Annotated in this window: 25 protein-coding genes and 1 pseudogene; 18 read left to right on the top strand and 8 right to left on the bottom strand. The window is 73.2% G+C overall.

What is annotated here, in order from left to right:
* Positions 1–68: 68 nt before the first annotated feature.
* The 13 genes from hisD to ACQP0N_RS23630 all read left to right on the top strand — a co-directional run bounded on the left by hisD (position 69) and on the right by ACQP0N_RS23630 (position 9,020).
* Positions 69–1,391, top strand: a complete 1,323-nt coding sequence (gene hisD, locus ACQP0N_RS23690; protein ID WP_355049482.1) for a histidinol dehydrogenase — start codon at positions 69–71, stop codon at positions 1,389–1,391.
* Complete coding sequence (locus tag ACQP0N_RS23685; protein WP_433114206.1) at positions 1,388–2,458, top strand: histidinol-phosphate transaminase; 1,071 nt, start codon at positions 1,388–1,390, stop codon at positions 2,456–2,458. Before hisD ends, ACQP0N_RS23685 begins: the two co-directional genes overlap by 4 nt.
* Positions 2,458–3,069, top strand: a complete 612-nt coding sequence (gene hisB / locus ACQP0N_RS23680; protein WP_355049484.1) for an imidazoleglycerol-phosphate dehydratase HisB — start codon at positions 2,458–2,460, stop codon at positions 3,067–3,069. The genes ACQP0N_RS23685 and hisB overlap by 1 nt, the downstream gene beginning before the upstream one ends.
* A 58-nt stretch (positions 3,070–3,127) precedes the next feature.
* A complete protein-coding gene (locus tag ACQP0N_RS23675) occupies positions 3,128–3,301 on the top strand; it encodes a hypothetical protein (RefSeq protein ID WP_266244462.1) in 174 nt (57 codons plus the stop codon).
* Positions 3,298–3,933 (top strand): imidazole glycerol phosphate synthase subunit HisH, encoded by a 636-nt coding sequence (gene hisH / locus ACQP0N_RS23670; RefSeq protein ID WP_433114203.1) that lies wholly within the window; start codon positions 3,298–3,300, stop codon positions 3,931–3,933. Before ACQP0N_RS23675 ends, hisH begins: the two co-directional genes overlap by 4 nt.
* Before the next feature lie 39 nt (positions 3,934–3,972).
* Positions 3,973–4,296, top strand: a complete 324-nt coding sequence (locus tag ACQP0N_RS23665) for a hypothetical protein (RefSeq protein WP_357127008.1) — start codon at positions 3,973–3,975, stop codon at positions 4,294–4,296.
* A gap of 14 nt (positions 4,297–4,310) precedes the next feature.
* Positions 4,311–5,036, top strand: coding sequence for a bifunctional 1-(5-phosphoribosyl)-5-((5-phosphoribosylamino)methylideneamino)imidazole-4-carboxamide isomerase/phosphoribosylanthranilate isomerase PriA (gene priA / locus ACQP0N_RS23660; protein WP_433114201.1), 726 nt, complete (start codon positions 4,311–4,313; stop codon positions 5,034–5,036).
* The gene (locus ACQP0N_RS23655) at positions 5,033–5,422 is read left to right on the top strand and encodes a RidA family protein (RefSeq protein ID WP_433114199.1); all 390 of its coding nucleotides are present in this window, start codon (positions 5,033–5,035) and stop codon (positions 5,420–5,422) included. Before priA ends, ACQP0N_RS23655 begins: the two co-directional genes overlap by 4 nt.
* A gap of 79 nt (positions 5,423–5,501) precedes the next feature.
* Complete coding sequence (locus tag ACQP0N_RS23650; RefSeq protein ID WP_433114197.1) at positions 5,502–5,948, top strand: MarR family winged helix-turn-helix transcriptional regulator; 447 nt, start codon at positions 5,502–5,504, stop codon at positions 5,946–5,948.
* Positions 5,949–5,953: 5 nt separating this feature from the next.
* A complete protein-coding gene (locus tag ACQP0N_RS23645; RefSeq protein WP_433114195.1) occupies positions 5,954–6,385 on the top strand; it encodes an organic hydroperoxide resistance protein in 432 nt (143 codons plus the stop codon).
* 47 nt (positions 6,386–6,432) lie between these two features.
* Complete coding sequence (locus tag ACQP0N_RS23640) at positions 6,433–7,431, top strand: NADP-dependent oxidoreductase (protein ID WP_433114193.1); 999 nt, start codon at positions 6,433–6,435, stop codon at positions 7,429–7,431.
* 72 nt (positions 7,432–7,503) lie between these two features.
* Positions 7,504–8,271 (top strand): imidazole glycerol phosphate synthase subunit HisF, encoded by a 768-nt coding sequence (gene hisF, locus ACQP0N_RS23635; RefSeq protein WP_433114191.1) that lies wholly within the window; start codon positions 7,504–7,506, stop codon positions 8,269–8,271.
* A gap of 206 nt (positions 8,272–8,477) precedes the next feature.
* On the top strand, positions 8,478–9,020 hold the full coding sequence (locus ACQP0N_RS23630; RefSeq protein WP_433114189.1) for an N-acetyltransferase family protein: 543 nt from the start codon (positions 8,478–8,480) through the stop codon (positions 9,018–9,020).
* A 26-nt stretch (positions 9,021–9,046) separates the two neighbouring features.
* On the opposite strand, the gene ACQP0N_RS23625 is transcribed toward ACQP0N_RS23630, so the two are convergent.
* Positions 9,047–9,508, bottom strand: a complete 462-nt coding sequence (locus ACQP0N_RS23625; RefSeq protein WP_433114187.1) for a hypothetical protein — start codon at positions 9,506–9,508, stop codon at positions 9,047–9,049.
* Positions 9,509–9,610: 102 nt separating this feature from the next.
* Entirely contained in the window at positions 9,611–10,285 is a 675-nt protein-coding gene (locus ACQP0N_RS23620) for a YczE/YyaS/YitT family protein (protein ID WP_433114186.1), read from the bottom strand.
* Positions 10,286–10,344: 59 nt separating this feature from the next.
* On the opposite strand from ACQP0N_RS23620, the gene ACQP0N_RS23615 reads away from it, so the two are divergent.
* Complete coding sequence (locus tag ACQP0N_RS23615) at positions 10,345–11,802, top strand: PLP-dependent aminotransferase family protein (protein ID WP_357127047.1); 1,458 nt, start codon at positions 10,345–10,347, stop codon at positions 11,800–11,802.
* A gap of 63 nt (positions 11,803–11,865) precedes the next feature.
* Here ACQP0N_RS23615 and ACQP0N_RS23610 read toward each other — a convergent pair whose 3' ends face one another.
* The 3 genes from ACQP0N_RS23610 to ACQP0N_RS23600 all read right to left on the bottom strand — a co-directional run bounded on the left by ACQP0N_RS23610 (position 11,866) and on the right by ACQP0N_RS23600 (position 15,536).
* Positions 11,866–13,692 (bottom strand): AMP-dependent synthetase/ligase, encoded by a 1,827-nt coding sequence (locus ACQP0N_RS23610; RefSeq protein ID WP_433114184.1) that lies wholly within the window; start codon positions 13,690–13,692, stop codon positions 11,866–11,868.
* A gap of 137 nt (positions 13,693–13,829) precedes the next feature.
* Complete coding sequence (locus ACQP0N_RS23605) at positions 13,830–14,705, bottom strand: terpene synthase family protein (protein WP_433114182.1); 876 nt, start codon at positions 14,703–14,705, stop codon at positions 13,830–13,832.
* A 201-nt stretch (positions 14,706–14,906) separates the two neighbouring features.
* The gene (locus tag ACQP0N_RS23600; protein ID WP_433114180.1) at positions 14,907–15,536 is read right to left on the bottom strand and encodes a TIGR03085 family metal-binding protein; all 630 of its coding nucleotides are present in this window, start codon (positions 15,534–15,536) and stop codon (positions 14,907–14,909) included.
* Positions 15,537–15,706: 170 nt separating this feature from the next.
* Between ACQP0N_RS23600 and ACQP0N_RS23595 the strand changes: the two genes are divergently transcribed.
* The 3 genes from ACQP0N_RS23595 (at position 15,707) to ACQP0N_RS23585 (ending at position 20,336) form a co-directional block, all read left to right on the top strand.
* The gene (locus ACQP0N_RS23595) at positions 15,707–17,590 is read left to right on the top strand and encodes an ABC transporter ATP-binding protein (RefSeq protein ID WP_433114178.1); all 1,884 of its coding nucleotides are present in this window, start codon (positions 15,707–15,709) and stop codon (positions 17,588–17,590) included.
* A 126-nt stretch (positions 17,591–17,716) separates the two neighbouring features.
* On the top strand, positions 17,717–19,492 hold the full coding sequence (locus ACQP0N_RS23590) for an ABC transporter ATP-binding protein (protein ID WP_433121778.1): 1,776 nt from the start codon (positions 17,717–17,719) through the stop codon (positions 19,490–19,492).
* 94 nt (positions 19,493–19,586) lie between these two features.
* Entirely contained in the window at positions 19,587–20,336 is a 750-nt protein-coding gene (locus ACQP0N_RS23585) for a DUF2470 domain-containing protein (protein ID WP_433114176.1), read from the top strand.
* Between the two features lie 42 nt (positions 20,337–20,378).
* Here the strand turns inward: ACQP0N_RS23585 and ACQP0N_RS23580 are convergent, their stop codons facing one another.
* The 3 genes from ACQP0N_RS23580 to ACQP0N_RS23570 all read right to left on the bottom strand — a co-directional run bounded on the left by ACQP0N_RS23580 (position 20,379) and on the right by ACQP0N_RS23570 (position 22,551).
* Positions 20,379–20,975, bottom strand: coding sequence for a TetR family transcriptional regulator (locus ACQP0N_RS23580; protein ID WP_357170748.1), 597 nt, complete (start codon positions 20,973–20,975; stop codon positions 20,379–20,381).
* An 83-nt stretch (positions 20,976–21,058) separates the two neighbouring features.
* Positions 21,059–21,814 (bottom strand): ABC transporter permease, encoded by a 756-nt coding sequence (locus ACQP0N_RS23575; protein ID WP_433114174.1) that lies wholly within the window; start codon positions 21,812–21,814, stop codon positions 21,059–21,061.
* Positions 21,811–22,551 carry an ABC transporter ATP-binding protein gene (locus ACQP0N_RS23570; protein WP_433114172.1) on the bottom strand — a complete coding sequence of 247 codons (741 nt, stop codon included), beginning with the start codon at positions 22,549–22,551 and terminating at the stop codon, positions 21,811–21,813. The genes ACQP0N_RS23575 and ACQP0N_RS23570 overlap by 4 nt, the downstream gene beginning before the upstream one ends.
* A 180-nt stretch (positions 22,552–22,731) precedes the next feature.
* Here ACQP0N_RS23570 and ACQP0N_RS23565 point away from each other — a divergent pair.
* Positions 22,732–23,370 (top strand): annotated as a pseudogene (locus ACQP0N_RS23565) (phosphoribosyl-AMP cyclohydrolase); the annotation flags it as partial.
* Positions 23,371–23,455: the final 85 nt, after the last annotated feature.

Raw genomic sequence — 23,455 nt, 5'->3', positions numbered from 1 at the left:
CCCGGCTCACCGTCCCGCCGACCGGACGGCTCGGGTGGGCGACGGACGGGCCGCCTAGACTCGCAAGGGTGCTGAATCGGATCGACCTGCGCGACGGTCTCGGTGACCCGCGCCGTCTGCTGCCCCGTGCCCAGCTCGACGTGTCCGTTGCCGTCGAGCGGATCCGCCCGCTGGTGGAGGCGGTCCGCGAGCATGGGTACCCGGCGATCCGGGAGGCCAGCGAGCGGTTCGACGGCATCTCGCCGGAGGTGCTGCGGGTGCCCGTCGAGGCGATCGCCGAGGCCGAGGGGGTGCTCGACCCGGCGGTGCGCGAGGCGCTGCTGGAGTCGATCAGCCGGGCCCGCCGGGTGCACGCCGACCAGCGGCGTACCGACCACGTCACCCAGGTGGTGCCCGGCGGCACGGTCACCGAACGGTGGCTGCCCGTGGATCGGGTCGGCCTCTACGTCCCCGGCGGCCTGGCCATGTACCCGTCGACGGTGGTGATGAACGTGGTGCCGGCCCAGGCGGCCGGAGTGCGTTCGCTGGTGGTGGTCAGCCCACCGCAGAAGGACAACGGCGGCCTGCCCGACGCCCGGGTGCTCGCCGCGTGCGCGCTGCTCGGCGTCGACGAGGTGTACGCGGTCGGCGGTGCCCAGGCGGTCGCGATGCTGGCGTACGGCTCCGCCGTCGACCCGGCCGGTGAGCTGCGCTGCGAGCCCGTCGACCTGGTCACCGGCCCGGGCAACATCTGGGTGACGGCCGCCAAGCGGCTGCTGCGCGGCGTGGTCGGCATCGACGCCGAGGCCGGTCCGACCGAGATCGCCATCCTGGCCGACGACACCGCCGACCCGGCGCACGTCGCCGCCGACCTGATCAGCCAGGCCGAACACGACCCGCTCGCGGCGAGCGTGCTCGTCACCCCGTCGCTGGCGCTCGTCGACGCGGTCGAGGCCGAGCTGGCCCGGCAGGTGCCGGCCACCAAGCACGCCGAGCGGGTGACCACGGCGTTGACCGGCGAGCAGAGCGGCGTGGTCCTGGTCGACGACCTCGAGGCGGGGCTGCGGGTGGTCGACGCGTACGCGGCCGAGCACCTGGAGATCCAGACGGTCGACGCGCGGGAGTGGGCGCTACGCGTCCGCAACGCCGGGGCGATCTTCGTGGGCGCCTGGTCGCCGGTGTCGCTCGGCGACTACTGCGCCGGCTCCAACCACGTGCTGCCCACCGGCGGCTGCGCCCGGCACTCCTCGGGGCTGTCGGTGCAGTCCTTCCTGCGCGGGGTGCACCTGATCGAATACACCGAGGCCGCGCTGCGGGACGTGGCGCCGCACGTGGTGACCCTCGCGACCGTGGAGGACCTGCCGGCACACGGCCAGGCCGTCCAGGCCCGGTTTCCCCAGGAGTCGGCGTGAGCGGCCTCGACGATCTGCCGATCCGCGACGACCTGCGGGGCCTGTCGCCGTACGGGGCGCCCCAGCTCGACGTGGCGGTGCGGCTCAACACCAACGAGAACTCCTACCCGGTGCCCGAGTCGGTGGTGGACGCGATCGGCAAGGCGCTCGCCGCCGAGCTGCGTGACCTGAACCGCTACCCGGACCGGGACGCGGTGGCGCTGCGCGCCGACCTGGCCGCATACCTGGGGCACGGGCTCAGCGTCGAGCACGTCTGGGCGGCGAACGGCTCCAACGAGATCCAGCAGCAGCTCCTTCAGGCGTTCGGTGGGCCGGGGCGCAGCGCGCTGGGTTTCGTCCCGTCGTACTCGATGCACCCGCTGCTGGCCCTCGGCACCGGCACCCGGTGGGTGCCGGCGCGGCGCGGCGTCGACTTCGGGTTGACCGCCGACGAGGCGGTCGCCCAGATCCGCGAGCACCGGCCCGACGTGGTCTTCCTCTGCTCACCCAACAACCCGACCGGCACTGCTCTCGACCCGGCGGTCGTCGCCGCCGTGCTCGACGTCGCCCCCGGCATGGTGGTCGTCGACGAGGCGTACGCCGAGTTCGCCCCGCCCGGCACGGTCAGCGCCCTCGCGGTGCTGCCCGGCCACCCGCGGCTCGTGGTGACCCGCACGATGAGCAAGGCCTTCGGCTTCGCCGGGGGCCGGCTGGGCTACCTGGCCGCCGACCCGGCCGTGGTGGAGGCGGTGCAGCTCGTCCGCCTGCCCTACCACCTGTCCGCGCTGACCCAGGCCGCCGCCCGCGCGGCGCTGACCCACCGCGACGCCCTGCTCGGTACGGTGACCGCCGTGATGGCACAGCGGGACCGGATCGTGGCGACGCTGCGCGCTCGCGGGCTGCGGGTGGCCGACAGTGACGCCAACTTCGTGCTGTTCGAGGTCGGCGGCGACCAGGCCACCGTCTGGCACGCCCTGCTGGAGCAGGGGGTGCTGGTCCGTGACGTCGGCCTGCCCGGCTGGCTGCGGGTGACCGCCGGCACGCCCGCCGAGACGGATGCTTTCTTGACTGCAATGGAGACCCTGTGATGAGCCGGACCGCCCGGGTGGAGCGGATCACCAAGGAGACCAAGGTCCTCGTCGAGATCGACCTCGACGGCACCGGCGCCGCCGAGATCAGCACCGGCGTGGGCTTCTACGACCACATGCTCCACCAGATCGCCCGGCACGGCGGCTACGACCTGACCGTCCGCACGGTGGGCGACCTGGAGATCGACGCGCACCACACCATGGAGGACACCGCCCTCGCGCTGGGCGCCGCGTTCGACCAGGCGCTGGGCGACAAGGCCGGCATCCGGCGGTACGGTTCGGCGACCGTCCCGATGGACGAGGTGCTGGTCCGGGCCGCGGTGGACCTGTCCGGCCGCCCGTACGTGGTGCACGACGAGCCGCTGCTCGCGCCGTACATCGGGCCGGTCTACGCGACGAGCATGACCCGGCACATCTGGGAGTCGTTCGGCCAGGCGGCCCGGGTGACCCTGCACGTCGACGTGCTGCGGGCGGCGCGTCCCGGTGGGCACCCGGACGCGCACCACGTGGTGGAGGCCCAGTTCAAGGCGGTCTCCCGGGCGCTGCGCGAGGCCACCGCGATCGACCCGCGGGCGGCGGGCGCGATCCCGAGCACGAAGGGTGCGCTGTGATTAGCGCGAGGAGTGCAGCGCAGCGGAGCCCCGCAGTCGCGAATGGAAGGTGGCTCTGATGGGTGCCGCGTTGCCGACCTTGCTGCTGATTCTCGCCGGGGTGCTGGTGGGTGGGGCGTGGTCGCTGCACCGGCAGGGCGCTCCGCGCGGCGCGGTCGTGGTGACCGCGCTGCTGGCGCTGCTCGCCACGGCCGCCGGGGTGCTGCGGCTGATCCCGGAGTCGGGGTCGTGACCGCAGACGTGGTGGTGCTCGACTACGGCTCGGGCAACCTGCGCTCGGCGGAGCGGGCCCTCGAAGCGGCCGGCGCGACCGTCCGGGTGACCGACGACCTGGTCGCGGCGGCCGCCGCCGACGGTCTCGTGGTGCCGGGGGTCGGCGCGTACGCCGCGTGCATGGCGGGTATCGAGGCGCTCGGCGCGGGCCCGGTCATCGCGGAGCGGGTGGCGGCGGGCCGGCCGGTGCTCGGCATCTGCGTGGGCATGCAGGTGCTCTTCGAGTACGGCGAGGAGCACGGGGTCGTGACGAAGGGCCTCGGGCTGCTGCCCGGCGGGGTGACCCGGTTGGCGGCGCACCGTCTGCCGCACATGGGCTGGAACACGGTCCGCGCGCCCCGGGGTTCGGTGCTGTTCGCCGGGTTGCCGGCCGAGAGCCGTTTCTACTTCGTGCACTCGTACGCGATGGGCGACCCGGCGGCGTTGGCGGGCGCGGGCGCGCTGGTGACCACGGCCCACCACGACACCGACTTCGTGGCGGCGGTGGAGCGTGGGCCGCTGTCGGCGGCGCAGTTCCACCCGGAGAAGTCCGCCGACACCGGTGCCGCGCTGCTGCGCAACTGGCTCGCCACGCTGCCCGCCGGTGACTGAGCGTCGACGCCGTCCGGCGTCCGCCCGGCGGGCGTCGCGGTGAGCCGCGAGCGGGCGCGCCGCCGGGCGGAACGTGAGGCGGAGCAGGCGCGGGAGCGGGCGGTCCGGCAGCGCCGGGTGGCCCGTCGGCAGCGCCGCCGCGCGGTTCTGCGCCGGTTGACGCCGCAGGTCCGGCGGGGTCGTTCGGGCCGGCTGGCCCGGCACTCGCGGGGCGAGCGCGCGGCGATCGTGCTGCTCACCGGGGCGGCGATGATCCTGATCTGGACGTTCGTCGACGATCTGGCGCTGCGGGTCGCGTTGATCGTGTTGTTGCTACTCGTACTGCCGGCGATCGTGGTGATCGCCCTGGACCGTCGTACCTGATCGAGGAGAAGACGTTGAGCCTCACCCTTTTACCCGCCGTGGACGTCGCCGACGGCCGGGCCGTCCGGCTCGTGCAGGGCGCCGCCGGCAGCGAGAGCGTCTACGGCGACCCGCTGGACGCGGCGCTGGCGTGGCAGCGCGACGGCGCCGAGTGGATCCACCTGGTCGACCTGGACGCGGCGTTCGGTCGGGGCAGCAACGCGCACCTCCTCGCCGAGGTGGTGCGCCAGATGGACGTGCAGGTCGAGTTGTCGGGCGGGATCCGCGACGACGAGTCGCTGCGTGCCGCGCTGGGCACCGGGGCGGCCCGGGTGAACATCGGCACCGCTGCCCTGGAGAACCCGGAGTGGTGCGACCGGGTGGTGGGTGAGTACGGCGACCGGGTCGCCATCGGGCTGGACGTCCGGGGTCAGACGCTGTCCGCGCGGGGGTGGACCCGCGACGGCGGTGACCTGTACGAGGTGCTGGAGCGCCTGGACAAGGCGGGGGCCACGCGGTACGTGGTCACCGACATCACCAAGGACGGCACCATGCGTGGGCCGAACCTGGATCTGCTGCGGGACGTGTGCGCCCGTACCGACCGGCCGGTGATCGCCTCCGGCGGCGTGTCCACCCTGGACGACCTGCGGGCGCTGGCCACGCTGGAGCCGCTGGGTGTGGAGGGTGTGATCGCCGGCAAGGCGCTGTACGCGGGCGCGTTCACGGTGGCCGAGGCGCTGCGCACCCTGGCCGAGGCGTGACGGTCACCCGGCTGGGCTCGGGCGGCCCGTGGGAGCAGAGTTACGGCTACTCCCGGGTGGTCCGCGCCGGTGACCTGGCCCTCACGGCCGGCTGTACGGCCACCGTGGACGGCCGGGTGGTGCACGTCGGGGACGCGGCCGCGCAGACCGCGCAGGCGCTGCGGATCGGGTTGGCCGCGCTCGCTGAGGTGGGCGCGGAGCCGGGTGACGTGGTGCGGACCCGGATGTACGTGACCGACCGGCTGCACGCCGACGAGGTGGGGCGGGCGCACAACGCGGTCTTCGGCGCGGTCCGACCGGTGGCGACGCTGGTGGTGGTGGCCGGTCTGCTCGACCCGGAGCACCTGGTCGAGGTGGAGTTGGAGGCGTACGTAGGGGACCGCTGACCGTTCCGGTGGCGGTCGTCACGGCCGCGCTCCACGCCGATCGGTTGTGCACAACTTAATTGCAGGCTACGGTTCAGCGGTGACCGATGACCTGGTGCTGCGCCGGCAGGTGTGCTTCGCGCTCTACGCCGCGTCGCGCGCCCTCACCGACGTGTACCGGCCGATCCTCGACGAGGTCGGGCTGACGTACCCGCAGTACCTGGTGCTGCTGGTTCTCTGGGAACGCCCCGACGACCCGCCCGCCGTGTCCGAGCTGGGCGCCGAGCTGCGGCTCGACTCCGGCACACTCTCCCCGCTGCTCAAGCGACTGGAGAGCGCGGGCCTGGTGGTGCGCCGACGTTCGGCGCGCGACGAACGGCGGGTCGAGGTGAGCCTCACCGAGCAGGGTCGGGCGTTGCGCGAGCCGCTCTGCGACGTTCCGATGCGGATCGCGCAGGCCACCGGCCTGGGCATCGACGAGCTCGTCGCGTTGCGCGACACCCTCACCCGGGTCACCGAGACCGTTCATCGACAGAAGGAGCAGTGACCAACATGAAGGTTCTCTACACCGCGTCCGCGACCGCCACCGGTGACGGCCGGGACGGCCACGTCGAGACCTCCGACGGCACCTTCGCCATGGACCTGGCGTCGCCGAAGGAGTTGGGTGGCGAGGGTGGCGCCACCAACCCCGAGCAGCTCTTCGCCGCCGGCTACGCCGCCTGCTTCCACAGCGCCCTGCGCATCGTCGGCCGCCGCGCCAAGGCCGACGTGACCGGCTCCGTCGTCTCCGCCGAGGTCGGCATCGGCCCGAACGGCAGCGGTGGCTTCGGGCTCACCGCCCAGCTCATCGTGGACCTGCCCGCCGTCGCACGGGAGACCGCCGAGCAGCTCGTCGAGCAGGCCCACCAGGTCTGCCCGTACTCGAACGCCACCCGCGGCAACATCGACGTCGCGCTGACCGTCCGCGAGGCCCTGGCCGCCTGACCGTCGCGGCCCCGGACCCCACCCGCGTACGAGAGGACGACCCCCTGATGACCAGCAACCGCGAGATCCACCTGGCCCGCCGCCCCGAGGGCTGGCCCACCGAGGACACCTTCCGGCTCGTCGAGACCGACGTCCCGACGCCCGGACCGGGCCAGATCGTGGTCCGCAACCAGTACGTCTCCGTCGACCCGTACATGCGGGGACGGATGAACGACGTCAAGTCGTACGTGCCGCCGTACGCGCTCGACGCCCCGCTCGACGGGGCCGCCGTCGGCGAGGTGGTGGCCAGCGAGTCACCCGACATCGCCGTCGGCGACACCGTCCTGCACGGGCTCGGCTGGCGGGAGTACGCGCTGCTCGACGCCGGTCGCGCCCGCACCGTCGACGCGAGCATCGCCCCGGCCAGCGCGTACCTGAGCGTGCTCGGCATGCCCGGACTCACCGCGTACGCCGGTCTGCTGGAGGTCGCCGCCATGAAGCCCGGCGAGACGGTCTTCGTCTCCGCCGCGGCCGGCTCGGTCGGCAGCCTGGTGGGTCAGATCGCCAAGCTCAAGGGCGCGGGCCGGGTCGTCGGCAGCGCCGGGTCGGCCGCCAAGGTCGAGCGGCTCCGGGCACTCGGCTTCGACGCCGCCTTCGACTACCACGATGGGCCGGTCCGCGACTCGTTGCGCGCCGCCGCCCCGGACGGCATCGACGTCTACTTCGACAACGTCGGTGGCGACCACCTGGAGGCGGCGATCTCGGCCCTGAACCTGCACGGCCGGGTCGCCATCTGCGGCATGATCGCCCAGTACAACGCCACCGAGGCGCCGGCCGCGCCGCGCAACCTGGCGCTGGTCATCGGCAAGCGGCTCACCCTGCGCGGGTTCCTGGTCAACGACCACAACAACGTGCGCGCGACGTTCGTCCGCGAGGTCGCCGGTTGGCTGTGCGAGGGCAAACTCTCCTACGACGAGACGGTCGTCGACGGCATCGAGAACGCCCCGGCGGCGTTCCTGGGCCTGCTGCGCGGCGAGAACCTGGGCAAGATGCTCGTCCGGGTGTGACGTGCACGTCCGGCGCGGCGGTCGGCCCCTCGGGTCGGCCGCCGCGCCGTGCGCGGAGGATAGGCTGACGGCATGACGGTGGCGGTACGGGTGATCCCCTGTCTCGACGTGGACGCCGGGCGGGTGGTCAAGGGGGTCAACTTCCTCGACCTGCGCGACGCCGGCGACCCGGTGGAGCTGGCCGCCGCCTACGACCGGGCCGGCGCCGACGAGCTGACCTTCCTCGACGTCACCGCGTCGTCAAGTGACCGGGGCACCATGCTCGACGTGGTACGTCGCACCGCCGAGTCGGTCTTCATCCCGCTGACCGTCGGGGGCGGGGTCCGGCAGGTCGGCGACGTCGACACGCTGCTGCGCGCCGGGGCCGACAAGGTCGGCGTGAACACCGCCGCCATCGCCCGGCCGGAGCTGATCGCCGAGATCGCCGACCGGTTCGGCCGGCAGGTGCTGGTGCTCTCCCTCGACGTACGCCGCGCGCCCACGGGTGACACGCCCAGCGGGTTCGAGGTCACCACCCACGGTGGCCGGCGCGGCACCGGCATCGACGCGGTCGACTGGGCCCGGCAGGTGGCCGAGCTGGGCGCGGGGGAGATCCTGCTCAACTCGATGGACGCCGACGGCACCAAGGCGGGTTTCGACCTGGAACTGATCGGCGCGGTGCGGGCCGTGGTGAACGTGCCGGTCGTCGCCAGCGGAGGGGCCGGCGAGGTGGCGCACTTCCCGCCCGCCATCGGCGCCGGGGCCGACGCGGTCCTCGCGGCCAGTGTCTTCCACTTCGGCGAGCTGACGGTGGGCGAGGTCAAGGACGCCCTGCGCCGCAGCGGCCACCCGGTGCGCTAGCGGGTCATGTAAGTCGTGATCCGCGCGACTCGAACACCGATGCCGCTGATCGGCGATCGCCATCCGCTGTTGCGTCGAAGCACCAGCCGCCCGCACTCGCTGCGCTCGGTGGCCGCTCAGGTCGCGGATGCGGTACCCACAGTGGAACGATCCCGGACCGCGTTCAAGGATCTCGCCGACCGGATCCGGGCCTAGGCTCTGCTGCCATGCCCGTCACGTACACCATGCATGACAGCGATTCGGCCACGGCCGTGCTTCCGGCGCTGGTACGTCTCTACGCGGTCGTCTACGCGGAGCCGCCGTACGTCGAGGGACCGGATCAGGTGGCCTCGTTCGCCGCCGCCCTGCCCGGTGAGACGAAGCGCCCTGGGTTCGCCCTCGTGGTGGCGGACGACGCGGGGGAACTGGTCGGTGCGGCGTACGGGTCGACGATGGCCGCCGGGCGTTGGTGGACGCGTGCCGCCGCCGAGCCGCCCGCCGACCTCCGCGCCGTCGACAAGTTCGCGGTCATGGAATGGATCGTTCGTCCCGGCCGGCGGGGTGAGGGCATCGGCGCACAACTGATGTACCGGCTCCTCGACGGGCGGGCCGAGCGGTGGGCGACCCTCGCGTCCCACCCGGCCGCACCGGCCCGCGCCATCTACCAGCGCGCGGGTTGGCGGCAGGTCGGCGATTCGGCGATGCCCGACGGCACACCCACGCACCTGCTGGTCCTGCCGCTACCCGCCCCGCCCGTCGGCGCGCCTTAACCGTGGCAATCCAAGATCTCGCTGCGTCAGTGGCCGCCGGAGTGGCCCTCGGGTGAGCGGCGCGGCGTGGGGATCGAGCGGACCGCGTACTCCTGCACGGCCGCCGCGTGGTCGGCCTCCTCCAGGATCCAGTCGGCGCTGCCGGGCGTGTGCCGGCGGCTCAGGACCCCCTGCACGGTGTCCACCATCGTGGCGACGCCGGCCCGGGGGCGGCTGCGCCAGAGCTGCTCACCCTCGGCGGTGATGCGGAACCACCCGTCGGCGACGGTGACCAGGCCCGCGCCGACCAGCCGCTGGACCGCGGCCTCCACCTCGTGCCGTTCGGGAATCGCGTGGTTGAGGTGGTCGGCGGTGGACAGCACGTCGGTCAGACGTACGCCCTCCGGGCGGCGGCTGGTCGCGGACCGTCGGTGCCGTCCGGCGCCGCTTGCGATGACCAACGACACGAAGATCCAGGCGTCGCTCCAGCGCCAACCGTTCTCCCCCATGCAGTGATGATGACGGCGAGCGACGCGGAAGGGAACACCCACCCTCCAACGAGCCCACTTCCACCAGCGGCGCGTGCCGGTCCGTGAACGGTCGGTGAACGTTCAGGCGGCCGGGGCGCGCGACGGGTCACCGGCAGTGACCGCCGACTCGTCGTCAGCGTCGGCCTCGGCGGGAGGTACCGCGACGAGCGGGATGAAGAACTGCGCCAGCGGACCGATGGCCAGCGCGTACGCGACGGTACCCACGCCGACCGTGCCGCCGAGCAGCCAGCCCAGCGCGAGCACGGTGACCTCGATGACGGTACGCACCAGTCGTACCGAGAAGCGGGGATGACGGGCGACGAAGCCGGTCATCAGCCCGTCGCGTGGGCCCGGACCCAGGCGGGCGCCGAGATAGAGCGCGGTGGCGGCGCCGTTGGCGACGATCCCGGTGATCAACAGGGCGATGCGGACGCCGAGGGGACCACCGGCGGGCAGCAGGGCCAGAGTGGCGTCCACCACGAGGCCGACCACCACCACGTTGCTGACGGTGCCGAGGCCGGGCCGCTGTCGCAGCGGAATCCACAGCAGCAGCACCAGGGCCCCGACAATGATGGTGACCGTGCCGAAGGAGAGCCCGGTCAGCTCGGACAGCCCCTGGTGGAAGACGTCCCAGGGGTCCAGGCCCAGGTGGGAGCGGACCATCAGGGCCATGCTGACCCCGTAGAGGGCGAGCCCGGCGTAGAGCTGGCTGAGCCGTCGTACCGGCCGCTCTCGCAGATTGCCAATCAGTGCCATGCATGCCACCCTAGGTGCCAATCCTCCCGGAGGAAGAGGCCAATATCCGAGGAGTGGTCATGACCGGTCAGGTGCGAGGGGTCCAATTAGCGCGACTGCTGGGGCAGTGGCACGCCCTGCCGGGCCGTCGCCGCAGCCCCGACTACGCGGCGCTCGCCGGTGCGGTGCGCGGGCTGCTCGCGGATGCCCGGCTTCCCCTGGGCGTGCGGTTGCCGGCGGAACGTGAGCTGGCCGAGGCGCTACGGATCAGCCGTACCACGGTCACCGCCGCGTACCGGGAGCTGCGCGAGACCGGCCACCTCGCCAGCCGCCGGGGCGCCGGCAGTTGGACGATGCTGCCGGGCAACCACCGGGTCGCCAGCACCGGCCTGTGGACCCCGCTGGACGATCGGGACATGATCGACCTTGGCGTCGCCGCGTTGGCGGCCCCGCCGCAACTGCTCGGGGCTGCCCGGGCCGCCGTCGAGGACCTGCCCCGCTACCTGGGCGGCGCCGGCTACCACCCGACCGGCATCGGTGAGCTGCGTGAGGCGGTGGCCGCCGGCTACACCGCGCGAGGGCTACCCACCTCGGCCGACCAGATCATGGTCACCAGCGGTACCCAGCACGCCCTGGACCTGGTGCTGCGCCTCGCCCTGGCCCCCGGCGGGAACGTGCTGGTCGAGTCACCGACCTACCCCAACGCGCTCGCCGCGCTGGCCGGCCGGCGGGCCCGGATCGCCACGCACGGCCTGTCCGCCGACGCCGGCGGCTGGGAGCCCGACCTGTTGCTGGGCAGCCTGCGGCAGACCCGCCCCAAGTTGGCGTACCTGATCCCGGAGTTCCAGAACCCGACCGGCCACCTGATGCCCGCCGCGCTGCGCGAGCGGGTGGTCGCCGCCGCCCACGCCGTGGGCACCGACCTCATCGTCGACGAGTCCTTCGTGGACCTCCCTCTGGACGGCGTCGAGCTGCCCCCGCCCACGGCCACGTTCGACCGGCACTCCCGGGTGGTCAGCATCGGAGGGATGAGCAAGCCGTACTGGGGTGGTCTGCGGATCGGCTGGGTCCGCGCCTCCGCGCCGCAGGTGCAGCGGCTGGCGGCGGTCCGGGTCGGCGTCGACATGTCCAGCCCGGTGCTCGACCAGTTGGTGGCGGTGCGCCTGCTCGCCGACGCGGCGGCCATCGTCGCCGACCGTCGGGCGCAGCTCGCCGCCCAGCGCGACGCGTTGCTCGGCGCGCTGGCGCACCGACTGCCGGACTGGCGGGTGACCGTGCCGCGCGGCGGCGTGACCCTCTGGGCCGAGTTGGACGGCCCGGTCTCCAGCGCGCTCGCGCGGGCCGCCGAGGAGGTCGGCGTACGGCTCGCGCCCGGGCCGCGGTTCGGCCTGGACGGCACCCTGGAACGCTTCCTGCGGTTGCCGTTCACCCTGCCGGCCGCCGAGCTGGTGGAGGCCGTGGAGCGGATCGCCACGGTCCGCTACGACCTGGACCGCAGCGGCCGGCAGCGGTGGCCGGAGCCATCGGTCATCGCCTGAGCGGACCCGGAAGACGCCGGTGGCCCCACACCCGGGTGGGTGCGGGGCCACGACGGCCCGTTGCTACAGCTCCGCGAGGGAGCCGGCGTACATCTTGTCGATCTCGGCGGCGAAGTTGCCCTCCACGCCCCGTCGCTTGATCTTCAACGACGGGGTGACCTCGCCGTCCTCGATGGTCAGGTCACGTGGCAGGATCGCCACCTTCTTGATCGTCTCCCAGCGGTTCAGCTTGGCGTTGAGCTGGGCGACGTACTCCTCGACCATCGCCTGCGCCTCCGGCGAGGCGACGATCTCGGTGTAGTCGCGGCCCTCCAGCGGGCCGCCGGCCACCCAGCCCCGGATGGCGTCCGCGTCGAGCGTGACGAGCATCGTGCAGAAGTTGCGGGCCTGCCCGATCACGACCGCCTGCGAGGTGTACGGGCAGATGGCCTTGAACATGCCCTCGATGTGCGACGGCGCGATGTACTTGCCGCCCGAGGTCTTGACCAGGTCCTTCTTGCGGTCGGTGATCCGCAGGTAGCCCTCTTCGTCGAGCGTGCCGATGTCGCCGGTGCGGAAGAAGCCGTCCTCGGTGAACGCGGCGGCGGTCTCCTCGGGCAGGTTGTGGTAGCCGCGCATCACCGGGCGACCCCGCACGAGGATCTCGCCGTCGGTGTCGATCCGGCACTCCAGGTCGCCCATCGCCCTCCCGACCGTGCCGATGCGCAGCCCGTCCGGTGGGTTGACGAAGTTGCCGGCGCTGGTCTCGGTGAGGCCGTAGCCCTCCGAGATCGGCAGGTTGGCCGCGGCGAAGAAGGTGGCGATCTCCGGACTGAGCGGCGCGGCGCCGGAGACCAGCACCCGCATCCGGCCGCCCAGGCGGGCCTGGAGCTTACTGAACACCAGCTTCTCGGCCAGCCCGTAGCGCAGCTTGAGCCCGGCCGGCACCGGCTTGCCGGCCTGCTCCAGCGCGACCTTCTCCTTACCGACCTGGACACCCCAGGCGAAGATCTTCGCCTTCGCGCCGCCGGCGCCGTGCGCGGTGGTCACCGCCCGGTTGTAGACCTTCTCGAAGACCCGGGGAGCGCCACACATCAGCGTCGGTCGGATCACCGCGAGCAGGTCGACCAGCTTCTCCACCCGCCCGTCCACGTACGTCGGCAGGCCGACGTGGATCGCGCCGCAGAGCAGCGTCTTGCCGAACGAGTGCGCCAGCGGCAGCCACAGGTACTGCAGGTCGTCGTCGCGCAGCAGCCCGACGTCGGCCTGCGCCACCGCCTCCCAGCACCACCCACCGTGCAGCAGCTCGACCCCCTTGGGCTGGCCGGTGGTGCCGGAGGTGTAGATCAGGGTGGCCAGGTGGTCGGGGCCGATGCCGGCCACCAGCATGTCGATCAGATCGGGCTCGGCGGCCAGCGCCCGGCTGCCCCGCTCTTCCAGCTCGGTGAGGGTGAGCTGGGGGATCGCGGCGTTCGGGTCGGGGGTGCCGTCGAAGAGCACCACGTGGGTCAGCGCCGGCAGCTCCGCTCCGGCGATCTTGGCCGCCTGCGCCGGGTTCTCCGCGAAGAGGACCCGCGAGCCGGAGTCGGCGATGATGTACGTCGCGTCCGCCGGCTCGGTGGTCGGGTAGACGGTGGTGGTCGCCCCGCCGGCGCACATGATGCCCAGGTCGGCGACCACCCAGTCCAGCCGCGTGTTGGCGAGGATCGCGACCGGGTTCTCCTGGCCGACGCCGAGCGCGTGCAGGCCGGCGGCGACGGCCTTGGCGCGCTGGCCGACCTGCTCCCAGGTCAACCAGTCGGGCCCCGAGTCGTCAGGGGTCGGGGACGCGAACGCGTGCCGGTCGGGGGTGGCCGCCACGCGCTTGAGGAACATGTCCGGGATGGAACGGTACGGTACATCGAGAGCCATCGCTGTAGCCGCCTTCGGGGGTGGCGACGTGACGGTCGTCACGTCATAGTGGTTACCGAAGAGTATTGCCTGATACCGGGCATCGGCTAGTGCCGGTGATCGTCCGGCGACCCTGCCGCGCCGACCGGCGCCCTGAATCAGGCGTAGCGGGCAGCCACGACCGACCAGTCGTAGGTGGCCCGGACCCAGTTGCGCCGCGCGGCCAACGGGGAGTGCAGTGCCGCGACACCGCTCGCCAGCAAGTCCTCCTCCGCCGCCTGGTACGCCGCCAACCCCCGGTTGAAGCGTTCCGCGGCGGCCCGTAACGCGCCCGCCTCGTCGAGGCCGCTCTCCTGGGCGATGACCGTCACCAGGTTGTGCGCGTCCGGGTCGGACCGGCTCTCCTTGCCGTACGAGAAGAGGTCGTTGCACCAGCAGACGAGGTCCACCGCCAGCAGGTCCAGGGCGGTCAGCGCCGGATCGGCCCGCCGCGCCGGCCCGGGTGGCTGCTCCGACGCGAGGTCGGTCAGGGTGAGACAGGGGTGTACGCCGCCGATGTGTCGACGCAGTTGGACGTACTCGGAGACCCCTGGCACCCGGTGGCGCTCCCGGTTGCTGGCCTCCCAGAGGAGCGCCAGCAGGTACTGGCGGACCTGGCTGACGAACCGCAGCAGCATCGGCGCCCGGCCCTCGGCCCGGGTCCGGCGGCACAGGTCGTGCAGCGCGGCGCCCAGCGGGCCGGCCTCCGGTGGTGGTGCGGCGCCCGGGTCGCCGGCACGGTCCAGCACGTTGAGCAGAGCGGCGATGACCGGCGAGAGCCGGCTCGGGTCGGCCCCGAGGCCGTCCTCGTCGCAGGCGTCGTCCATGACGAACAGCCAGGAGATCAGGTCGGTGAGGAGTCGCAGCCCCCGCACCGGCCCGTCCGGGCAGGCTCGGCCCGCCAGACCGGCGGCGTCCGCCCGTTGCAGTCGATGAATTTGACCGGAGTTGACCAGGCCGAAAGCGCGCGCCCACTCGACGCTCTCGTTGGCCACCCGATCTGTGGACTTGTGGCGCCCCGCCGTGAAGGAGGGTTCCCGTAGCGCCGAGATTGCGAAACTTCGCATCGTATGCCCCCACATCGTGCCGCCCTGGCGCGGAACGGCGCGGTGAAGCGTACGGGAGGAGGTATCGGTACGCATCGCTGGGACTGGGGCATTCGTCCGAGGTTGCAGTGACCGATTAGGCGCAGAAAGTCACATGCCCAGGCTGGCGTTGCGCAGTTGCCGCGCGGACGACGCCGGGCCGTCCAACTGGACCCTGGCCACCCGCTGTCGTCCGGACAGGAACAGGGCCAACTCGGCCGGGGCGCCCACCAGGCGCAGTCGTTCGCCGCCACGGCCGACGGAGACCTCGCCGTACCCGGGCGCCTGCACGTAGAGGTCCGCTGGGAATCGCCGCAGCGTCAGCCGGGCCATCGGTGCGGCCCGCTTCCACAGCGTTGCCTGCAGGCCACGTGGCAACTCACGCGGCTGCCACCCCCCGACGGCCCGCCGAACGTCCTCGTGGTGGATGAAGAACTCCATGGTGTTGACCAGCTCGTCGGTCAGCGGGTTGCTGACCGGGCTCCACAGCGGTGGCCGGCGTACCTTCGCCACCAGCTCCGGCCAGGGCCCGGCGGCGAGCTGGCGGCGGACCCGTTCGGCGTACCCCCGCAGTGGCGGCAGCAGGATCCCGCCCGCCGCGTCCAGCCGGCGTTCGCGCAGCACCAGGTGCGCGGCGAGGTCGCGCGTCGCCCAGCCCTCGTTGATCGTCGGTGCGTCGGGCCCGAGGGCCAGAAGGAGATCGGCCAGCGTCTCGCGCTCGGCTCGGGCGTACCGCGACATGGGCCGATCGTAGGCCCGGACCCGGGCGGCCGCGCGGCGAGCGGGGCCGGGTCGTACCGCTGGCGCGGGCGTGGGGTACGTGATGGTCGACATATCCCGTCCGGGTCGGCGGCGCAGGCCCGCACCGGTAAGGATGAGGTAGATAATTGTGGCTTACGGCGGGGGAGAGCGTGGCGAGCAGGACAAGCCGGGACGTGCTCGGCAGAGGGCTGGGGGTTCTGCGGCAGGCGATTCGGGAGCAGCCGCGGATCTTCACGGTCGCCGTGGTCGGCAGCGTGCTGTTCGGCTCGATGGTTATCGTCAGCGCGTACGTGGTGGGTGCGGTGGTCGGCGACGTGGTGGTGCCGGCGATCGCCCGGGGCGAGGTCGGCGTCGGCGCGCTGGTGCTGGCGGCGGTTGCCCTCTTCGGGATCAGCGTGCTGCGGGTGGTCGGCATCTTCGGGCGTCGGCTCGGCGCCGGTTACATGCAGTACCGGCTCCAGGCCGCCTACCGCCGCCGGGTCACCCGCCGCTACCTGGACCTGCCGCTGTCCTGGCACCACCGCAACGCCACCGGCACGTTGCTGTCCAACGCCAACTCCGACGTGGAGGCGGCCTGGTATCCGATCGCCCCGCTGCCCTTCGCGGTGGGCACGCTGGTGATGCTGGTCGGCGCGATCGTCTCGCTGTTCGCCACCGACTGGGCCCTGGCCCTGGTCGGCCTCGCGGTGTTTCCCGCGCTGTTCGCGCTCAACGTGGTCTACTCCCGCCGGATGGCGCCCCGCCAGGCCCGCGCGCAGCGGTTGCGCGCCGAGGTCAGTGGCATCGCGCACGAGAGCTTCGACGGCGCGCTGGTGGTCAAGACCATGGGTCGCGAGGCGCAGGAGACCGCCCGGTTCGCCGGTCGCGCCGGTGAGCTGCGCGACGCCCTCATCGCGGTCGGCCGGCTGCGGGGCGTCTTCGACCCGCTGCTGGAGACACTGCCCAGCCTCGGCACCCTGGCCGTCCTGGTGGTCGGGGCCTTCCGGCTGCGCCAGGGCGCGATCAGCGTCACCGAGCTGGTCAGCGTCGCCTTCCTCTTCACCGTGCTGGCCTTCCCGGTACGGGCCATCGGCTGGGTGCTGGCCGAGCTGCCGCGCAGCGTCGCGGGCTGGGACCGGGTGCGCCGGGTCCTCGACGCCACCGGCGAGATGCCGTACGGACAGCGGGTGCTCGACCCGGCCACCCCGGGCCCGGCCAGCCTCACCTTCACCGACGTGCACTTCTCCTATCCGCCCGCCGAGGCCCACCAGCCCGGCGCGCAGGTGCTCGGCGAGGTCGGCTTCACCGTCCCGGCCGGCCGCACGGTCGCCCTGGTCGGGCCGACCGGCGCGGGCAAGTCCACCATCGCCTCGTTGGCCGTCCGCCTGGTCGACCCGGACTCGGGCACCGTCGCCCTGGACGACGTGGACACGCGTGACCTGACCGCCGCGTCGCTGGCCAGCACGGTCGCGCTCGTGGCGCAGGTGCCGTTCGTCTTCGACGACACCGTACGGGCCAACATCGCCCTGGACCGGCCGGGCATCGACGACGAGGTCGTGTGGGCGGCGCTGCGCCTGGCCGAGGCGGACGGTTTCGTCGCGGCGCTGCCCGACGGGCTGGACACGATGGTCGGCGAGCGGGGCACCTCGCTCTCCGGCGGGCAGCGGCAGCGGCTCACGCTGGCCCGCGCCCTCGCCGGGCGGCCGCGCCTGCTGGTGCTCGACGACGCGACGAGCGCCGTGGACCCGCGCGTGGAGGCGGCCATCCTCGCCGGCCTGCGCTCCTCGGCCGGCGAGCCGGGGGTTCCCGCCGCGTCGATCCTCGTCGTGGCGTACCGCCGGGCCACCATCGCGCTCGCCGACGAGGTCATCTACGTCGAGCAGGGGCGGGTGATCGCGCGGGGCACGCACACCGAGTTGCTGGCCACCGTGCCCGGGTACGTGGACCTGGTCACCGCCTACGAGCAGGCGGAGGTCGACCGCGCGCAGGAGCGCGCGTACGACGACGAGGTGGCGCCGCTGCCGTCGGGCCTGGAGATCGAGGTGGACCGGTGAGCGCGAGGAGTGCAGCGCAGCGGAGCCCCGCAGTCGCGAACGAAAGGCAAACCCGGTGAGCGCGAGGAGTGCAGCGCAGCGGAGCCCCACAGTCGCGAACGAAAGGCAAGCCCGGTGAGTACGACGGTGACGACCGACGAGCGCGACGAGAGGCCGGAGACGACCTGGCGGACGCTGCGGCGAGGGCTGGCCCTCTCGCCCGAGCTGCGGACCGGGCTCGCCGCCACCCTGGCCCTGGCGCTGGTCTACATGGTGGGGCGGGTGGCCGTACCGGTGGCGGTGCAGCAGGGCATCGACCGGGGCATCGTCGGCGGCCTGCGGCTTGACGTCGTCTGGTCGGTGGTGGTGGTCACCGCGGCGATCCTCGTGGTCACCACGGCCTGCGGCTACCTGATGATGCGCCGGCTGTTCACGGTCAGCGAGACCGCGTTGGCGAACGTGCGGACGCGGGCGTTCCGGCACGTGCACGACCTGTCGATGCTGCACCAGCAGTCGGAGCGCCGTGGCTCGCTGGTCTCGCGGGTGACCAGCGACGTCGACCAGATCACCCAGTTCCTCCAGTGGGGCGGGGTGATCCTGCTGGTCAACCTGGGTCAGCTCGTGGTGACGACGGCCGTCATGCTGGCGTACTCCTGGCAGTTGACCCTGGTGGTGCTGGTGGCGTTCCTGCCGGCGGTGCTCGTCATCCGGCAGTTGCAGCGCCGCCTCGGCGGGGCGTACGCGACGGTGCGTCAGCGCACCGGCGCGCTGCTGGGCGCGATCGGCGAGAGCGTCGTGGGCGCGCCGGTGATCCGGGCGTACGGCATCGCGGGGCGTACCGAGCGGCGGCTGGACGAGGCCATCGACGCGCAGCGCGTCGCGCAGCAGCGGGCCATCCGGATCAGCATCGTGGGCAGCTCGGTCGGTGAGTTGGCGGCCGGGTTGGCGCTGGCCGGCGTGGTGGTGCTCGGTGTGACGCTGGGCGTGGACGGCACGCTGTCGATCGGCCAGCTCACCGCGTTCCTCTTCCTGGTGACGCTGTTCATCCAGCCGGTGCAGATCGCCACCGAGGTGCTCAACGAGGCGCAGAACGCGATCGCCGGCTGGCGGCGCGTGCTGGACGTGCTGGACGTCGCCCCGGACGTCGCGGACCCCGGGGAGCAGGGCCGGGACCTGCCGATCGGTCCGTTGGACATCCGGTTCTCGGGGGTGCGGTTCGCCTATCCCGGCGGGCCGCCGGTGCTGCACGACATCGACCTGGAGATCCCGGCGAAGAGCCGGGTGGCGGTGGTCGGCGAGACGGGCAGCGGCAAGACGACCTTCGCGAAGCTGCTGACCCGACTGATGGATCCGTCGGCGGGGGCGGTGCTGCTGTCCGGGGTTCCGCTGGCGCAGGTGCGCTTCGACTCGCTGCGCTCGCGGGTGGTGATGGTGCCGCAGGACGGGTTCCTCTTCGACGCGACGGTCGGCGACAACGTGCGGTTCGCCCGGCCCGAGCTGACCGACGAGGAGCTGGGGGCCGCCTTCACGGAGTTGGGCCTGGCCGACTGGTTGGACGGCCTGCCCGCCGGCCTCGACACCCCGGTCGGGGAGCGCGGCGAGGCGCTGAGCGTGGGGGAGCGGCAGCTCGTCGCGCTGGCCCGGGCGTACGTGGCCGACCCCGACCTGCTGGTGCTGGACGAGGCGACCAGCGCGGTGGATCCGGCGACCGAGGTGCGCCTGCAGCGCACTCTGGACGCCGTCACGCGGGGGCGTACGACCCTCGCCATCGCGCACCGGCTCTCCACCGCCCAGGCCGCCGACGAGGTCATCGTGGTGGACCGGGGGCGCGTCGTGCAGCGCGGCCCGCACGACGAGTTGGTGCGCGACGCCGACTCGGTCTACGGGCTGCTGTACGCCTCCTGGCTGGAGCAGACGAGGTAACGGGTCGATGTCACAGGCTTTCGCTGGTGGACGGGGTGGTCCTGGTGCTCTACGCTCCGGTTAGGTAAGGCTAACCTTTGAAGGAGGTTGCGCCATGCGGCCCAGCCCCGCCGAGATCGTCCGCACCCTCGTCGCCGGTCGCCTGCCCGGCCTCGTCCACCTGGCTCGTCGCCCGGGTCCGCACCACGCCCGGCACGTGACCGACCCCGACGGCCGGGTGTTGCTGCTGGTGCCGGTGGCCAGCCACCTGGGCGCCGCGCTCCAGCCCGTCGCCGGGGGCGACGACGTCGCGGTCGTCCTGGACGTCCTCGACCTGCCGCCGGCGGCCGGCGCTCCCGGGCTCGGGCGGGCCTGGGTCTCCGGCTGGGCCGCCGAACTGCACGACGACGAGGCACGTCGGGCCGCGGTCGACTTCGCGGCCGTCGAGCCGACCGGCGACCTGCTCGACGTCGGCGCCCGGTTCCGGCTGTTCCGCTTCGAGGTGGCCGAGGTCCGCTGGGAGCGGGCCGGCGTCGTGCGCCGGATCGACCCGGGGGAGTACGCCGAGGCGGAGCCGGATCCGGTGCACCCCTTCGAGGCTCTGCTGCTCGCCGACCTCGCCCAGCGCGAGCCCACCGCCGTCACCGACTACCTGCGCCGGCAGCTCGGGCTGACCGAGGAGGCCCCGGACGGCCCGCCGCGCGTGGTGCGTGTCGACCGCTACGGGCTGGTGGTCGCTCTCGGACGCCCCGGCGCACGACGGCGCGTCCGGCTGGCGTTCCCGTGGCCGCTCAGCGGCCCCGACGAGCTGGGCCGGCTGCTCCCGCCGCTGCGCCGCCCCGCCGACGTGCACCCGCCCCGCTGACCGTGCCCGGCGTCTCCCTCTGACCGCGCCCCGCGTCTGCCGCTAGATCGGCAGCGACCCGGTGAGGTACCGCTGGACGCTGGGGCCGATGGTGGCGACCAGGAGCTCCGGATCGGCCGACGCGACCGGCTCCAGCCGTACCACGTGCCGGATCATGGCGAGGCCGATGAGCTGGGTGGCGACCAGCGAGCCACGCAGCGGGACCTCGGCCGGGTCGACGTCGAGCTGGTCGAGTACCCGGCGCAGCACCTGCGTGGTGACGAACTCCCGCAGCAGGCGCGCGGTCCACTCGCTGCTGAGCACCGAGCGCACCAGCGCCACCCCGGCGCTGCCGGCCGGTGAGTCCCAGATGCCGATGAAGGTCCGGACCAACCGCTCGCCGACGCCGTCCTGGTCACCGGCCAGCACCGCCGGCAGCAGCTCGGCGGGGTCCACCGGGAAGTTCATCGCGGCCCGGAAGAGCTGGTCCTTCGTGCCGAAGTAGTGGTGCACCAGAGCCGGGTCCACCCCGGCGGTGGCGGCGATGGCGCGGATCGGGGCGGCGTCGAAACCCCGTTCGGCGAACGTCGCCCGCGCCGCGTCGAGGATCGCCTCCCGGGTGTCCGGGTTGCCGGGTCGCCGGCCGGTACGCCGCGTCATCGCCGCCCCTCGTTCGTCCGCTGACGCCGCCGGTCTCCCGGCGGCGGGTGGCGACCCGCCCCGCGCGGGTCGCCGCCGGTCGGTCAGCCGGTGCGCCGACGCAGGGTCGCCGCCGCGAGCACCAGCGCCAACACCACCGCGCCGAACACCACACCCACGTCCCGCCACATGGTCGCGGTCGGGTCGGCGTGGGCGCCGACCTCCTGCAACGCCTCGATGGCGTACGTCAGCGGCAGAGCGCCGCTGAGCCCCTGGAGCCAGCCGGCCATCTCGTCCCGGGCCACGAACAGCCCACACAGCAGGAGCTGCGGGATCACCACGACCGGGAGGAACTGTACTGCCTGGAACTCGGTGCGGGCGAAGGCGCTGCACAGCAGGCCGAGGGCGACCCCGAGCACCGCGTCGAGCACCGCGATCCCGATCACGAGACCGCTGCTGCCGAGAGTTCGCAGGTCGAAGGCCCAGTACGCCAGACCGGCCGCCAACGTGGCCTGCACGGCGGCGGCCAACCCGAACGCGATGCCGTACCCGAAGAGCAGGTCGAGCTTGCCCAGCGGGGTGGTGAGCAGCCGTTCGAGGGTGCCGGACGTGCGCTCGCGCAGCATCGCGATGCTGGTCACGAGGAACATGATCACGAAGGGGAAGGTTCCCAGCATTACCAGCGCGACCCGGTCGAACACCGACGGCTGTCCCGGCGGTGTCGGCTTGTCGGCGTACATGTAGTAGACCAACGTGAGCAGGACGGTCGGCACCACCACGAGCAGCGCGATCGTCCGCCGGTCGTGCCGGAGCTGGCGCAGGACGCGGCCGATGGTGGCCGCCAGGATCCGCACGTTCATGAGTTCTCCCGTCCGGCTGTCGCCTTCGCCTCGCCGGCCCGGATCAGTCGCAGGAACGCCTCGTCGAGGTCGTCCACGCCGGCGGCGGCGCGGATCGCGTCCGGGCTGTCGTCGGCGATCAGCCGGCCCTCGCGGATCAGCAGCAGCCGGTCGCAGCGGGCCGCCTCGTCCATCACGTGACTGGACACCAGCAGGGTGGTGCCGGCAGCGGCCATGGCGTGGAACCGGGCCCACAGGTCGGCCCGCAGCACCGGGTCCTGACCGACGGTCGGCTCGTCGAGGATGACCAACTCCGGGTCACCGACCAGGGCGCAGGCCAGCGAGGCCCGACTGCGCTGGCCGCCGGAGAGGGTGGCGACCAGCTGACCGGCCGCCTGGGCCAGCCCGACGGCGCTCACCGCCTCGTCGGCCTCGGCCCGACCGCGCCCGTACAGGGCCGCGAAGTAGCGGGCGTTCTCCCGCACGGTCAGGTCGGCGTAGACGCTCGGCGCCTGCGTGAGGTAGCCGACCCGGTGCCGCAGCGCCGGGGCGCCCGCCGGCTGGCCCAGCACGGTCACCGTCCCCGAGGTGACCACCTGCACGCCGACCACGGCGCGCATGAACGTGGTCTTGCCGCTGCCACTGGGCCCCAGCAGGCCGGTGACGGCGCCCCGCGGAACGGCGCAGGTGATGCCGTCCAGCACCCGCCGCCCGCCTCGATCGACCACCAGGTCGTGGACGCCTATCGCGTCGTCCATCGCGCACCTCCCAGAAACTCATCGTTCGTTGAATTCCACGCTAGAGGGGAGTGCCCGACCCGCCTGTCCTCTGGTGCCCGCCCTCGCGCCCAGCGTGACAACGGGCAGTAGGCTTCGGACCGGACAGCGGGTCCGGCAACGGGCATTGCGCGCCGATCGGACGTACGGCACGATGGCGCCGTGGGTCACGCTCCGTTACCGCACAGCGGATTTCTCGAGGACTGGGCCGCGCGGTTGCGGGACGCCGCCGAACGACCGGTCGTCGGCATCCTGCTGCGCGGCAGTCACGCCCGGCGGGCGGCCACCGCGCACAGCGACGTCGACCTCGACGTGCTGGTCGGTGGCTCGCCGTACGCCGCCCGTCGCGCGTACCTGGCCGAAAGCGCCGGCCGGGTCACCCACGTCTCGGTGGCGGCGCGGGACGTCCGCTCCTGGGTGCACCGGCTGGGTGAGCCGGCCGATTGGGCGTTCGGACTGCCGGTCACCGCGCCGGCCCGGCTGCTCTGGGCGGACCCGCACTGGCGGCCCCGGATCGACCTGCCGGTGCTCTGCCAACCCGCCGAGCCGCCCCGGCTGGAGGAGCTCATCGCCCTGCTCGGCAAGGCCGCTGCCGCCCGCGCCGCCGCCGACCGCCTCGGGGTCCGGCTCGCCGTGGCGGACCTGGCCCGGCTCTGCCCGTCGGTGCTGCGCCCGGCGAACCCGTCGGTACGGGTGTCGTCCCGCCGCGCGGCGTTCGCGGCGGCCCTGGAGTTGCCGGTCGCGCCGGTCGGCTACCGCGAGGACATGCTCCTCTGCCTCGGCCTGCGCCCGGGCGCCACCGGCCAACTCTGGGCCGCCGCCGTGCGGCTGGTCGCCGGCACCCTGCCGTTGATCCGCCCGTACGCCGGGGAGATCGCCGAATCCT

The organism is Micromonospora sp. CA-246542 (genome assembly GCF_050942905.1).
GTDB lineage: Bacteria > Actinomycetota > Actinomycetes > Mycobacteriales > Micromonosporaceae > Micromonospora.
This window is presented reverse-complemented; position numbering and strand designations above follow the sequence as displayed.

Bases quoted from the DNA above. Each gene is read 5' to 3' on its own strand.
- hisB (WP_355049484.1), top strand. From the start codon at position 2,458: ATGAGCCGGACCGCCCGGGTGGAGCGGATCACCAAGGAGACCAAGGTC.
- ACQP0N_RS23675 (WP_266244462.1), top strand. From the start codon at position 3,128: ATGGGTGCCGCGTTGCCGACCTTGCTGCTGATTCTCGCCGGGGTGCTG.
- ACQP0N_RS23645 (WP_433114195.1), top strand. From the start codon at position 5,954: ATGAAGGTTCTCTACACCGCGTCCGCGACCGCCACCGGTGACGGCCGG.
- ACQP0N_RS23640 (WP_433114193.1), top strand. From the start codon at position 6,433: ATGACCAGCAACCGCGAGATCCACCTGGCCCGCCGCCCCGAGGGCTGG.
- hisF (WP_433114191.1), top strand. From the start codon at position 7,504: ATGACGGTGGCGGTACGGGTGATCCCCTGTCTCGACGTGGACGCCGGG.
- ACQP0N_RS23630 (WP_433114189.1), top strand. From the start codon at position 8,478: ATGCCCGTCACGTACACCATGCATGACAGCGATTCGGCCACGGCCGTG.
- ACQP0N_RS23625 (WP_433114187.1), bottom strand. From the start codon at position 9,508: ATGGGGGAGAACGGTTGGCGCTGGAGCGACGCCTGGATCTTCGTGTCG.
- ACQP0N_RS23620 (WP_433114186.1), bottom strand. From the start codon at position 10,285: ATGGCACTGATTGGCAATCTGCGAGAGCGGCCGGTACGACGGCTCAGC.
- ACQP0N_RS23615 (WP_357127047.1), top strand. From the start codon at position 10,345: ATGACCGGTCAGGTGCGAGGGGTCCAATTAGCGCGACTGCTGGGGCAG.
- ACQP0N_RS23610 (WP_433114184.1), bottom strand. From the start codon at position 13,692: ATGGCTCTCGATGTACCGTACCGTTCCATCCCGGACATGTTCCTCAAG.
- ACQP0N_RS23600 (WP_433114180.1), bottom strand. From the start codon at position 15,536: ATGTCGCGGTACGCCCGAGCCGAGCGCGAGACGCTGGCCGATCTCCTT.
- ACQP0N_RS23585 (WP_433114176.1), top strand. From the start codon at position 19,587: ATGCGGCCCAGCCCCGCCGAGATCGTCCGCACCCTCGTCGCCGGTCGC.
- ACQP0N_RS23580 (WP_357170748.1), bottom strand. From the start codon at position 20,975: ATGACGCGGCGTACCGGCCGGCGACCCGGCAACCCGGACACCCGGGAG.
- ACQP0N_RS23575 (WP_433114174.1), bottom strand. From the start codon at position 21,814: ATGAACGTGCGGATCCTGGCGGCCACCATCGGCCGCGTCCTGCGCCAG.
- ACQP0N_RS23570 (WP_433114172.1), bottom strand. From the start codon at position 22,551: ATGGACGACGCGATAGGCGTCCACGACCTGGTGGTCGATCGAGGCGGG.